Source organism: Pseudomonas sp. CBZ-4 (assembly GCF_000346755.1).
Classification (GTDB): Bacteria; Pseudomonadota; Gammaproteobacteria; order Pseudomonadales; family Pseudomonadaceae; genus Aquipseudomonas.
Genome location: NZ_ANNV01000148.1, coordinates 117,046 through 129,115, shown reverse-complemented (window position 1 = coordinate 129,115; position 12,070 = coordinate 117,046). Strand labels below are relative to the sequence as shown.

Here is a 12,070-nt window from a genome sequence, read left to right as displayed (position 1 = left end):
GTCCTGCTGAATGAGTAAGTGGGGTTCAGCCTACGGGGCTAGATCTTTTCTGGAAACTGAATAATATTAAGCAATACGTTCACGATTGGAGAATGACTTGGACCTGGTGCAGCTGGAGATCTTCAAGGCCGTTGCCGAGCAAGGCAGCATCAGCGCTGCCGCGCAATTGATTCATCGGGTGCCGTCGAACCTGACTACCCGCATCAAGCAACTGGAGCAGGACCTGGGCGTGGAGTTGTTTATCCGCGAGAAGAGCCGCCTGCGTTTGTCGCCGGCGGGTTGGAACTTCCTTGGCTACGCGCGGCGTATCCTCGACCTGGTGCAGGAAGCCCGCGCGACGGTGGCGGGGGAGGAGCCCCAGGGCGCGTTTGCCCTCGGCTCACTGGAAAGCACCGCGGCGGTGCGCATCCCGGCCTTGCTCGCGGCCTACAACCAGAAACACACCAAGGTCGAACTGGACCTCAGCACCGGGCCGTCGGGCACGATGATCGAAGGCGTACTGTCGGGGCGCCTGGCGGCGGCGTTTGTCGATGGGCCGGTGTTGCATGCAACGCTGGAAGGCGTGGCGGTGTTTGAAGAAGAGATGGTGGTGATCGCGCCGCTGCATCACGCGCCGATCACCCGGGGCCAGGATGTGAATGGCGAGAACATCTACACCTTTCGCTCGAACTGCTCGTACCGGCACCACTTTGAGCGCTGGTTCTCCCAGGACAGCGCGGTACCGGGCAAGATCTTCGAGATCGAGTCGTACCACGGCATGCTCGCCTGCGTCAGCGCCGGCGCGGGCTTGGCCCTGATGCCGCGCAGCATGCTGGAAAGCATGCCGGGGTTTGCGGCGGTGAGTGTGTGGCCGCTGATGGACAGCTTTCGGGTGTTGCACACGTGGCTGATCTGGCGGCGGGGGACGGTGTCGCAGAGCCTGAACAGCTTTGTGAGGCTGTTGGAAGAACGCAATCTGGTCGCAACCTGAATCTAATGTGGGAGCTGGCTTGCCTGCGATGGCATCGACTCGGTGTGCCTGATGTACCGAGGTGCCTGCATCGCAGGCAAGCCAGCTCCCACACAAGCCAGTTCCCACAGTTTGATCGGTGCTAGCCGCCGAATTGCAGGGTGCCCATGGCGAGCTTGGTCATCAGTGCTGTCGCACCCAATTGCACCAGCCACAATGCCAGGCCACCGAGGAACACACCCAGCGCCACCTGCAACACCAAACTCTTCTGCCGCTTAACCTGCGGCGCACGCGGCGTGTAGTCATCCAGCTCATCGCGGTCGGCACGCAGGTCCAGGTCGTCGTTTCTCATAAGGCTCTCACAGCAAAGGGGCGGGCAAGGTTCAGTCTAGGGGCTGGCGACAAAAAAGGGGAAGCCATCGGCTTCCCCTTCTGTGCAACGGTGACCGGCTTACAACACCTGAACGATTGCCTTTGTGACCGCATCGATGTTCGACTGGTTCAACGCCGCCACACAGATACGGCCCGTGTCGAGGGCGTAGATGCCGAACTCGTTGCGCAGGCGGGTGACTTGCTCAACGCTCAGGCCGGAGTAGGAGAACATCCCACGCTGGCGGCCGACAAAGCTGAAGTCATGGCCCGGAGCGGCCTTGGCCAATTCCGACACCATTTGCTCACGCATGCCACGGATGCGCAGGCGCATTTCAGCCAGTTCGGCTTCCCACTGGGCGCGCAGCTCAGGGCTGTTCAGCACGGCAGCGACAATCGCCGCGCCGTGGGTTGGCGGGTTGGAGTAGTTGGTGCGGATCACGCGTTTGACCTGGGACAGGATGCGCGCGCTTTCTTCCTTGGACTCGCCGACGATGGACAGCGCGCCGACGCGTTCGCCGTACAGCGAGAACGACTTGGAGAACGAGCTGGACACAAAGAAGGTCAGGCCTGATTCAGCAAACAGGCGCACCGCGGCGGCGTCTTCGTGGATGCCGTCGCCAAAGCCCTGGTAGGCCATGTCGAGGAACGGCACGAGGTTCTTGGCCTTGACCACGTCCAGCACGTTCTGCCAGTCGGCCGGGCTCAGGTCGACGCCGGTCGGGTTGTGGCAGCAGGCGTGCAGTACCACGATGGATTGTGGCGGCAGGGCGTTGAGGTCTTCGAGCAGGCCGGCACGGTTGACGTCGTGGGTCGCGGCGTCGTAGTAGCGGTAGTTCTGCACCGGGAAGCCGGCGGTTTCGAACAGCGCGCGGTGGTTTTCCCAGCTTGGGTCGCTGATCGCTACGACGGCGTCCGGCAGCAGTTGCTTGAGGAAGTCAGCGCCGATTTTCAGTGCGCCGGTGCCGCCAACCGCTTGCACGGTGGTGACGCGGCCAGCGGTCAGCAGCGGCGATTCAGCGCCAAACAGCAGGGTTTGCACGGCCTTGTCGTAGGCCGCGATGCCGTCGATTGGCAAGTAGCCACGGGCGGCGTGTTGCGCCACGCGAATGGCTTCCGCTTCGGCAACGGCACGCAAGAGTGGAATCTTCCCCTCCTCGTTGCAGTAAACGCCTACGCCAAGGTTGACCTTGGTGGTTCGTGTATCGGCGTTGAATGCTTCGTTGAGGCCCAGGATAGGATCGCGTGGTGCCATTTCGACAGCGGAGAACAGGCTCATTTTTGCGGCAGCTCTATGGGGGAAAGGAGGGACGTGCCGCGCTCCAGCCGAATGCACTAGAGCGGTGCACAAACGGGGAGCTAGTATAGAGGCCATCACCGCCTGAGGCGACAACCGAAACGGCTTTTCGGCCAAGTTTTTCGGTTTATTTGCTGACCGTTAGTCTTATTGCAACATTGACCGTTCAGGGCGTGTAGGACGATTGCCTTGAAACCCGTCACATTCGCCACCACTTCTACGGCTATCATGGTTTTTTCCTGCTGCCGGCTCTGATTTTTCGCGGGCAGCGGTCTTTTTCGTTCCCGACGGGTTTACAGTCTGGGGTGATTTCAAGAGGTACGTTATGTCGGATTTCCAACTCGTCACCCGCTTTGAACCCGCCGGCGACCAACCCGAGGCGATTCGCCTGATGGTCGAGGGCATCGAGGCCGGCCTGGCCCACCAGACGCTGCTCGGGGTGACCGGTTCGGGCAAGACCTTCAGCATTGCCAACGTGATCGCCCAGGTCAACCGGCCCACCTTGGTGCTGGCGCCGAACAAGACCCTGGCCGCGCAGTTGTATGGCGAGTTCAAGTCGTTCTTCCCGAACAACGCCGTCGAGTACTTCGTTTCCTACTACGACTACTACCAGCCCGAAGCCTATGTGCCGTCCTCCGATACCTTTATCGAGAAGGATGCGTCGATCAACGACCACATCGAGCAGATGCGGCTGTCGGCGACCAAGGCGCTGCTGGAGCGCAAGGACGCGATCATCGTCACCACGGTGTCATGCATCTACGGCCTGGGCAGCCCGGAAAGCTATCTGAAGATGGTGCTGCACGTGGATCGCGGCGACAAACTCGACCAGCGCGAAGTGCTGCGCCGCCTGGCGGATTTGCAGTACACCCGCAATGACATGGATTTTGCCCGCGCCACCTTCCGCGTGCGCGGCGATGTGATCGACGTGTACCCGGCCGAATCCGACCTGGAAGCGATCCGCATCGAACTGTTCGACGATGAAGTCGAGAGCCTGTCGGCCTTCGACCCGTTGACCGGCGAGGTGATCCGCAAGCTGCCGCGCTTCACCTTCTATCCGAAAAGCCACTACGTCACCCCGCGTGAAACCTTGATGGACGCCGTCGAGCACATCAAGGTGGAACTGGCCGAGCGCCTCGAATACCTGCGCTCCAACAACAAGCTGGTGGAAGCCCAGCGCCTGGAGCAGCGCACCCGCTTCGACCTGGAGATGATCCTGGAGCTGGGTTACTGCAACGGCATCGAAAACTACTCGCGCTACCTCTCGGGCCGCGAGTCGGGTGCGCCGCCGCCGACTTTGTATGACTACCTGCCGGCCGACGCGTTGCTGGTGATCGACGAATCCCACGTCAGCGTGCCGCAGGTCGGCGCGATGTATAAGGGCGACCGCTCGCGCAAAGAGACGCTGGTGGAATACGGTTTCCGCCTGCCGTCGGCGCTGGATAACCGGCCGATGCGCTTCGACGAATGGGAAAGCATCAGCCCGCAGACCATCTTTGTTTCCGCCACACCGGGCAACTACGAGGCCGAGCATGCCGGCCGGGTGATCGAGCAGTTGGTGCGCCCGACCGGCCTGGTGGACCCGCAGATCGAAATCCGTCCGGCGCTGACCCAGGTCGACGATCTGCTCTCCGAAATCAACAAGCGCGTGGCCCTGGAGGAGCGGGTGCTGGTCACCACGCTGACCAAGCGCATGTCCGAAGACTTGACCGACTACCTGGCCGATCACGGCGTGCGCGTGCGCTACCTGCACTCGGACATCGACACCGTGGAGCGCGTGGAAATCATCCGCGACCTGCGCCTGGGCACCTTTGATGTGCTGGTGGGGATCAACCTGCTGCGGGAAGGTTTGGATATGCCGGAAGTGTCGCTGGTGGCGATCCTCGATGCCGACAAGGAAGGTTTCTTGCGCTCCGAGCGCTCGCTGATCCAGACCATCGGCCGCGCGGCGCGTAACCTCAATGGCCGGGCGATTCTCTACGCCGACCGCATCACCGGCTCCATGGAGCGCGCGATTGGCGAGACCGAGCGCCGTCGCGACAAGCAGATTGCCTTTAACCTGGCCAACGGCATTACGCCCAAGGGCGTGTTCAAGGATGTCGCCGACATCATGGAAGGCGCCGTCGTACCGGGCTCGCGCAGCAAGAAGCGCAAGGGCATGGCCAAGGCCGCCGAGGAAAGCGCCAAGTACGAGAACGAACTGCGCTCGCCGAGTGAGATCACCAAGCGGATTCGCCAGTTGGAAGAGAAGATGTACCAGTTGGCGCGGGATCTGGAGTTTGAGGCGGCGGCGCAGACGCGGGATGAGATTGGCAAGTTGCGGGAGCGGCTGCTGGCTGTTTGATTTGTAGTGACTGGGCTGGCCTCATCGCGGGCAAGCCCGCTCCCACAGTTGACCGTGTTCTAACTTTGAAATGCAGTCAAATGTGGGAGCTGGCTTGCCTGCGATGGAGGCAACTCGGTCTCAATGACTCTCCCCAGCCTTCAACCCCGCCGGCAACGCCTTGGTCAACAACACCGCAACCATGCTGATCCCCAACGCCAACCCGACAAAGTGAAACGCATCGTTGTAGGCCATGATCTGCGCCTGCTGGTGCGCTATCTCACTGAGCTTGCCCAGCGCCGCCGTGTCGCTGCCGAACGTCTGCGCCAACGTCGCCAAGCGCTCCGCCACCTGCGGGTTGGTCGGCACCAGTGCCTCGCGTAAATAATCGAAGTAGGTCTTGGTCCGCGCATCCAGCAAGGTCGCCAGCAGCGCAATGCCGATGGCGCCGCCAAGGTTACGCAGGATATTGAACAGGCTCGACGCCGAACCCGCGTCCTGGGGCAGGATGTAGGCGGTGGCGATCAACGAGATGGTGACCATGATCAGCGGCTGCCCAAGGGCGCGGATGATCTGGATCTGGTTGAACTGGCTGCCGGCGAAGTCTGGGTTGAGCACCCCCGAGGAAAAACTCGCCAGGCCGAACAGGCCGAATCCCACGGTGCATAGCCATTTCGGCGACACGTATTTCATCAGCTTGGGCACCAGCGGGATCAGAAAAAGCTGGGGCACGCCCATCCACATGATCACTTCGCCGATCTGTAGCGCGTTGTAGTTCTGGATCTGCGCCAGGTACAGCGGCAACAGGTAGATCGAGCCGTACAGGCCCACGCCCATGCCCAGGCTGGCGATGCTCGACAGGCCGAAATTGCGGTTGGCGAGGATGCCCAGGTTGATCAGCGGGTTGGGCTTGGAGAGCTGCACGATGACAAAGGTGATCAGGCTGAGCAGGGCGATGCTGCCGAGGCTGACGATCAGGCTGGATTCGAGCCAGTCCTTGCGGTGGCCTTCTTCGAGGAACACCTGCAAGCAGCCAAGGCCCACCGCGAGGGTGACGATGCCCAGGTAGTCGGTGCTTTTCAGCAGGTCCCAGTTCGACGCCTTTTTCTCCAGGCCGTAGAGCAGCCCGGCGATCATCAGCAGGCCGGGCGGCACGTTGATGTAGAAGATGTACTCCCAGCCCCAGTTCTCGGTGAGCCAGCCGCCGATGGTCGGGCCGATGGAGGGGGCGAAGGTGGCCGTCATGGCGAACATCGCCATGCCTTTGGCGCGGTGGTGTTCGGGCAGCTTGATCAGGGTGAGGGTGAACGCCAGCGGGATCAGCGCGCCGCCGGTGAAGCCTTGCAGGGCGCGGAACACGATCATGCTTTCCAGGCTCCAGGCCATGGAGCACATCAGCGAGGCGATCAGGAACCCCACCGACACCCACACCGCCAGCCGCCGCGCCGAGAGCAGCTGCACCAGCCAGGCGGTGAGGGGGATCATGATGATTTCGGCGACAAGGTAGGAGGTGGAAATCCACGAGCCTTCTTCCAGGGTGGCTGACAGCGCGCCCTGGATGTCCTTGAGCGACGAGTTGGTGATCTGGATGTCGAGCACCGCCATGAACGCGCCGAGCATCACGCTCATCACCGCGATCCAGTCGCGCCGGGTCGGTTCGCCGACCGGGCGCAGCAGTTGATCACCGGCCATCGGGCTGGTCTTGGATGTTCACTTTGACGGTCACGGACATGCCGGGACGGATCTTGCCGTGCAGCGGGTTATCCGCGGCGAACGTGAGTTTTACCGGAATCCGTTGTACGACTTTGGTGAAGTTGCCCGTGGCGTTGTCCGGTGGCAGCAGGCTGAACTGCGCGCCGGAGGCGGCGAACAGGCTGTCCACTCGGGCGTCGATGGGCGTGTCGGCGTAGGCGTCGAAAATCAGTTGGGCCTTTTGCCCGGGTTGCATGTGGCCGATCTGGGTCTCCTTGAAGTTGGCCTGGATCCAGATGTCCTGGTCGGGAACGATGGACAGCAGGTAGGCGCCGGCCTGCACGTACTGGCCGTTGCGCGCGGCGCGCTGGCCGACGAGGCCGCTGATCGGCGCGTGGATCTCGCTGCGGGTGAGGTTGAGTTCGGCCTGGGCCAGGTCGGTCCTGGCGTTGGCGATCAGCGCGTCGAGGCGTTTGATTTCGGCGTTGAGGGCGTTGACCTGCTGGCGCTGGCCCTGCAAATCGGCCTCGGCCATGGTCACCTGGGAGCGGGCGATGTGGTTGTCGGCGGAGAGGGTGGTCACGCGTTCTTCCGAGACATAGCCCGGTTTGCGCAGGGTTTGCGCGCGGGACAAGTCGATCTGCGAGCGGCCCAGGCTGGCCTGGCTCGACGCCACTTTGGCCGCGCCGGCGGCGATCAGGCTGGCTTGTTGGGTGAGTTTGCTCTGCGCCTGGGTGCGTTCGGCCTCGCGCATGGCCAGGGCGGCGTTGGCGCGGTCGACGGCGAGGTGGAAGTCGTCGCCTTCGAGTTGCACCAGGAGCTGGCCTTTTTCCACGTGTTCGTTGTCACCCACCTTGACCTCGACGATGCGCGCGCCGAGCTGGCTGGAGACGCGGGTGATTTCGCCCTGCACGTAGGCGTTGTCGGTGCTTTCATAGAAGCGGCCCTTGAAGAACCAGTGGGCGAAGAAGCCCAGGCCGATGAGGATCACGATAAACACGAAGATAAACAGGCGGCGCTTCAATGGGGCTGGCATGGGGGCAGTGTCTGTAACAAGAGGTAATGGAATATAGCCACCCAAGCATCTGTCCAATAGCCATGACTGGCGTTGAGACCGAAGCTTGGCCTAAATGCCCTGCTCGATAGGGTGGGTGCTGGAGCCCAAGTGCCGAGGGCTGTTACCATTCGCCCCTTGTTTCAATTCCAGTTTTATCGCCCATTCGAGACCCGCCATGACCACCGTCCGCACGCGCATCGCGCCATCGCCTACTGGGGATCCCCACGTCGGCACTGCCTACATCGCCTTGTTCAACTACTGCTTTGCCAAGCAGCACGGTGGTGAATTCATCCTGCGGATCGAAGACACCGACCAGGTGCGCTCGACCCGCGAGTCGGAACAGCAGATTTTCGATGCCCTGCGCTGGTTGGGCATTACCTGGGCCGAAGGCCCGGATGTCGGCGGCCCCCACGGCCCGTATCGCCAGAGCGAGCGCAGCGACATCTACAAGCAGTACACCCAGCAACTGGTGGACATGGGCCATGCGTTCCCATGCTTCTGCACCGCTGAAGAACTCGACCAGATGCGCGCCGAACAACAGGCCCGCGGCGAAACCCCGCGCTACGATGGCCGCGCACTGCTGCTGTCCAAGGAAGAAGTGGCGCAGCGCCTGGCGGCCGGCGAGCCCCACGTAATCCGCATGAAAGTGCCGAGCGAAGGCGTGTGCGTGGTGCCGGACATGCTGCGCGGTGACGTCGAGATCCCGTGGGACCGCATGGACATGCAAGTGCTGATGAAGACCGACGGCCTGCCGACGTACTTCCTGGCCAACGTGGTCGATGACCACCTGATGGGCATCACCCACGTGCTGCGCGGCGAAGAATGGCTGCCGTCGGCGCCGAAGCTGATCCTGCTCTACGAATACTTCGGCTGGGAACAGCCGCAGCTGTGCTACATGCCGCTGCTGCGTAACCCGGACAAGAGCAAGCTGTCCAAGCGCAAGAACCCGACCTCGGTGACGTTCTACGAGCGCATGGGCTTTATGCCGGAAGCGATGCTCAACTACCTGGGCCGCATGGGTTGGTCGATGCCGGACGAGCGCGAGAAGTTCTCGTTGCAGGAAATGGTCGATAACTTCGACCTGTCCCGTGTCTCGCTGGGCGGGCCGATCTTTGACATCGAGAAGTTGTCGTGGCTCAACGGCCAGTGGCTGCGTGACCTGCCGGTGGAAGAATTCGCCAGCCGTGTGCAGCAGTGGGCGCTGAACCCTGAGTACATGATGAAGATCGCGCCGCTGGTGCAGGGCAGGGTGGAGACGTTCAGCCAGGTCGCGCCGTTGGCCAGCTTCTTCTTTGCCGGGGGTGTGAACCCGGATGCCAAGTTGTTCGAATCCAAGAAGCTCTCGGGCGACCAGGTGCGCCAGTTGATGCAGTTGATCCTGTGGAAGCTGGAAAGCCTGCGTCAGTGGGAGAAGGATGCGATCACCGCGACGATCCAGGCGGTGGTGGAATCCCTCGAATTGAAATTGCGCGACGCCATGCCGCTGATGTTTGCCGCGATCACCGGGCAGGCGAGTTCGGTGTCGGTGCTGGATGCGATGGAAATTCTCGGCCCGGACCTCACCCGTTTCCGTCTGCGCCAAGCCCTTGATTTGCTTGGTGGTGTCTCGAAGAAAGAAAACAAAGAGTGGGAAAAGCTGCTGGGCGCTATCGCTTAATCAGCCCGTTGCAACGGCGAAACCCCGGTTTTCCGGGGTTTCGCCGGTAAGTGATTGTTATCCCGGCAAAAAACTTTGGAAAATGTTGAAAATAAATTTGACACACTTCCAAAGCGCCATTAAGATTCGCCCCGTCCTCACCGATGAGGGGCTATAGCTCAGCTGGGAGAGCGCTTGCATGGCATGCAAGAGGTCAACGGTTCGATCCCGTTTAGCTCCACCAATTTACAGGTTCAAGGTCTGGCCACACCGTCCTTGAATCGATCAGCTCTCAGCGCTGATCACGTTGTACAGAAGGTTTTGTCCCCTTCGTCTAGTGGCCTAGGACACCGCCCTTTCACGGCGGTAACAGGGGTTCGAGTCCCCTAGGGGACGCCAGTTTCAACAAGCAGCTCGAAAGGTCTGCTGCGCCGCGAGGCGAAAAATCCGGGGCTATAGCTCAGCTGGGAGAGCGCTTGCATGGCATGCAAGAGGTCAACGGTTCGATCCCGTTTAGCTCCACCAATTTACAGGTTCAAGGTCTGGCCACACCGTCCTTGAATCGATCAGCTCTCAGCGCTGATCACGTTGTACAGAAGGTTTTGTCCCCTTCGTCTAGTGGCCTAGGACACCGCCCTTTCACGGCGGTAACAGGGGTTCGAGTCCCCTAGGGGACGCCACGATTACCCGCTCTGCGGGATTTTTAAGGGTCATTCAATTATTGAATGGCCCTTTTGTTTGTCTGGCGTTTGGCCAATTCTTTCTTCCCTTCCTGCTTTCTCTTCAGACCAATGGTCGTGCCTGTCGCTTGCCAAATATTATTATGGTAATAATATTCAACCCATGAGAACCGGAGGCTTTGATGAGCGATAAAAAAGCGCAAACCCGCGAACGCATTTTGCAGGCTGCCAGCGCGGCATTGATCCAGCGTGGCCCGGCCGAGCCGAGTGTCGGCGAAGTCATGGGCGCGGCGGGGCTGACCGTCGGTGGTTTCTACGCACATTTTGAAAGCAAGGACGCGCTGATGCTGGAGGCGTTCACCGAACTGCTGGCCAAGCGCCGTGCGGCCATTGACGATATGGATGCGCTGTTGACGGGTGAAGAGCGCCGAGGCCTTGTGGCGGCGTTCTACTTGTCGCGCAAACATCGCGACTCCAGCGTTCAGGCCTGTCCGATCCCGGCGACCGTCGGCGAAATGAGCCGCCTGCCGGACGAGTTCCGCCAAGCGCTGAACGAACACTGCGAGCTGATGGCCGCCCAACTGGCCGCCAGCCCCGAAGACACCGACAAAGCCCTGGCCGACATGGCGCTGATGATCGGTGGCCTGGCCCTGGCGCGTGCATTGGGCCCAGGTGAATTGTCTGACCGCGTATTGCGCGCCGCCAAGTCGGCCGTGCGCTAGAAGAGGGCTCTAAGGATGGGCACGTTAACCTGGATTCGTCGCTTCAACGGCACCCTGGGGCATCTGGCGCCGCACACCGTGGCCAACAAGATGCGGCGTGCCTTCATGACGCCGCGCGACCTGCCACCCCGCGACTGGGAGTTGCCGCTGCTGGCGCAGTCGGAACGCATCACCTTGCGTTTCGGCCTGTCGGCCCTGCGCTGGGGCCAAGGCCCGGCAGTCTTGCTGATGCACGGCTGGGAAGGGCGCCCCACCCAGTTCGCCAGCCTGATCACCGCCCTGGTCAATGACGGTTACTCGGTGATTGCCCTGGAGGGTCCGGCCCATGGCCGTTCGCCGGGGCGTGAGGCGCATGTGCTGCTGTTCGCGCGGGCGATGCTGGAAGCGGCCGCCGAACTGCCGCCGCTGCATGCGGTGGTCGGGCACTCGATGGGCGGTGCCAGTGCGATGCTGGCCGTGCAACTGGGGCTGCGCACCGAAGCGCTGGTGAGCATCGCTGCGCCGTCGCGTTTCCTCGATGTGCTGCGTGGGTTCACCAAGATGGTCGGGTTGCCTGCACGGGCCCGCTCGGCGTTTATCCACGAGGTCGAACAGACCTTCGGCATGCCACTGAAGCATCTGGACGTTGCCCACTATCAGATGAATATGCCCGGCCTGATCGTGCACGCCGAAGACGACACCTTCGTCCCGGTCAAAGCCGCCCAAGCCATCCACGAAGCCTGGTTCGACAGCCGCCTGCTGCGCCTGGAACAGGGCGGCCACCAGAAAGTGCTGGCCGATCCCCGGGTGATCGAGGGCGTGCTGGCGCTGCTGGCCGGCCGTCGTCTACAGGCGCGACAAAGCGCCTGATACACTGCCCGGCCGAGATCAATCGACTGGAGCAAGGCATGGGCTGGGATCTGGCAACGCCGTTTATCATCGACCTGCAGGTCGGCGCCGAGGACATCGACGGCCTGGGCCACGCCAACAACGCCGTCTACGTGTCCTGGCTGGAACGCTGCGCCTGGCGCCATTCCCAGCGCCTGGGCCTGGACCTCACCGAGTACCGCCGCCTGGACCGCGCCATGGCGGTGGTGCGTCACGAGATCGACTACCTCGCTGCTGGCTACGAAGGTGACGAGTTGCAACTGGCCACCTGGATCGTCGACTGGGACCAGCGCCTGAAAATGACCCGACGCTTCCAGCTGGTCCGCCCCCACGACGGCGCCACCTTGCTGCGCGCGCAAACCACCTTTGTCTGCATCGAACTGTCCAGCGGCAAGCCCAAGCGCATGCCCGCCGAGTTTCTTGACGGTTACGGCCCCGCCCTGACAGGGGGTTAACGGTTGCCGCAGGAAACCCAGTAAAC

10 protein-coding genes and 4 tRNA genes are annotated in these 12,070 nt (G+C 61.9%); 10 read left to right on the top strand and 4 right to left on the bottom strand.

The features are described from left to right. The first annotated feature begins 97 nt into the window (after positions 1-97). The gene (locus B348_RS0120215; protein ID WP_017737878.1) at positions 98-970 is read left to right on the top strand and encodes a LysR family transcriptional regulator; all 873 of its coding nucleotides are present in this window, start codon (positions 98-100) and stop codon (positions 968-970) included. 121 nt (positions 971-1,091) lie between these two features. Here the strand turns inward: B348_RS0120215 and B348_RS0120210 are convergent, their stop codons facing one another. Further along, positions 1,092-1,301 (bottom strand): hypothetical protein, encoded by a 210-nt coding sequence (locus B348_RS0120210; RefSeq protein WP_017737877.1) that lies wholly within the window; start codon positions 1,299-1,301, stop codon positions 1,092-1,094. Positions 1,302-1,400: 99 nt separating this feature from the next. Then, entirely contained in the window at positions 1,401-2,597 is a 1,197-nt protein-coding gene (locus tag B348_RS0120205) for an amino acid aminotransferase (RefSeq protein WP_017737876.1), read from the bottom strand. 343 nt (positions 2,598-2,940) lie between these two features. On the opposite strand from B348_RS0120205, the gene uvrB reads away from it, so the two are divergent. Continuing rightward, positions 2,941-4,956, top strand: coding sequence for an excinuclease ABC subunit UvrB (uvrB, locus tag B348_RS0120200; protein ID WP_017737875.1), 2,016 nt, complete (start codon positions 2,941-2,943; stop codon positions 4,954-4,956). A 120-nt stretch (positions 4,957-5,076) separates the two neighbouring features. Here uvrB and B348_RS0120195 read toward each other — a convergent pair whose 3' ends face one another. Together B348_RS0120195 and B348_RS0120190 are read right to left on the bottom strand one after the other, a co-directional pair. Then, positions 5,077-6,567 (bottom strand): MDR family MFS transporter, encoded by a 1,491-nt coding sequence (locus B348_RS0120195; RefSeq protein WP_177325343.1) that lies wholly within the window; start codon positions 6,565-6,567, stop codon positions 5,077-5,079. Positions 6,568-6,616: 49 nt separating this feature from the next. Further along, positions 6,617-7,663, bottom strand: coding sequence for an HlyD family secretion protein (locus B348_RS0120190; RefSeq protein ID WP_017737873.1), 1,047 nt, complete (start codon positions 7,661-7,663; stop codon positions 6,617-6,619). A gap of 196 nt (positions 7,664-7,859) precedes the next feature. Between B348_RS0120190 and gltX the strand changes: the two genes are divergently transcribed. From gltX to B348_RS0120150, 8 genes are all read left to right on the top strand, one after another. Beyond that, on the top strand, positions 7,860-9,341 hold the full coding sequence (gene gltX / locus B348_RS0120185) for a glutamate--tRNA ligase (RefSeq protein WP_017737872.1): 1,482 nt from the start codon (positions 7,860-7,862) through the stop codon (positions 9,339-9,341). Between the two features lie 147 nt (positions 9,342-9,488). Beyond that, positions 9,489-9,564, top strand: a tRNA-Ala gene (locus B348_RS0120180). A gap of 79 nt (positions 9,565-9,643) precedes the next feature. Continuing rightward, positions 9,644-9,719, top strand: a tRNA-Glu gene (locus tag B348_RS0120175). 50 nt (positions 9,720-9,769) lie between these two features. Next, positions 9,770-9,845, top strand: a tRNA-Ala gene (locus B348_RS0120170). A gap of 79 nt (positions 9,846-9,924) precedes the next feature. Further along, positions 9,925-10,000 (top strand) — tRNA-Glu (locus tag B348_RS0120165). Positions 10,001-10,182: 182 nt separating this feature from the next. Further along, positions 10,183-10,722 (top strand): TetR/AcrR family transcriptional regulator, encoded by a 540-nt coding sequence (locus B348_RS0120160; RefSeq protein ID WP_017737871.1) that lies wholly within the window; start codon positions 10,183-10,185, stop codon positions 10,720-10,722. Between the two features lie 15 nt (positions 10,723-10,737). Beyond that, entirely contained in the window at positions 10,738-11,571 is an 834-nt protein-coding gene (locus B348_RS0120155; protein WP_017737870.1) for an alpha/beta fold hydrolase, read from the top strand. A gap of 38 nt (positions 11,572-11,609) precedes the next feature. Then, positions 11,610-12,044, top strand: coding sequence for a thioesterase family protein (locus tag B348_RS0120150; RefSeq protein WP_017737869.1), 435 nt, complete (start codon positions 11,610-11,612; stop codon positions 12,042-12,044). The last annotated feature ends 26 nt before the right edge of the window (positions 12,045-12,070 follow it).

Excerpts from the sequence above, each read along its gene's own strand:
- B348_RS0120210 (WP_017737877.1), bottom strand. The coding sequence starts at position 1,301 with ATGAGAAACGACGACCTGGACCTGCGTGCCGACCGCGATGAGCTGGAT.
- B348_RS0120205 (WP_017737876.1), bottom strand. The coding sequence starts at position 2,597 with ATGAGCCTGTTCTCCGCTGTCGAAATGGCACCACGCGATCCTATCCTG.
- uvrB (WP_017737875.1), top strand. The coding sequence starts at position 2,941 with ATGTCGGATTTCCAACTCGTCACCCGCTTTGAACCCGCCGGCGACCAA.
- B348_RS0120190 (WP_017737873.1), bottom strand. The coding sequence starts at position 7,663 with ATGCCAGCCCCATTGAAGCGCCGCCTGTTTATCTTCGTGTTTATCGTG.
- gltX (WP_017737872.1), top strand. The coding sequence starts at position 7,860 with ATGACCACCGTCCGCACGCGCATCGCGCCATCGCCTACTGGGGATCCC.
- B348_RS0120160 (WP_017737871.1), top strand. The coding sequence starts at position 10,183 with ATGAGCGATAAAAAAGCGCAAACCCGCGAACGCATTTTGCAGGCTGCC.
- B348_RS0120155 (WP_017737870.1), top strand. The coding sequence starts at position 10,738 with ATGGGCACGTTAACCTGGATTCGTCGCTTCAACGGCACCCTGGGGCAT.
- B348_RS0120150 (WP_017737869.1), top strand. The coding sequence starts at position 11,610 with ATGGGCTGGGATCTGGCAACGCCGTTTATCATCGACCTGCAGGTCGGC.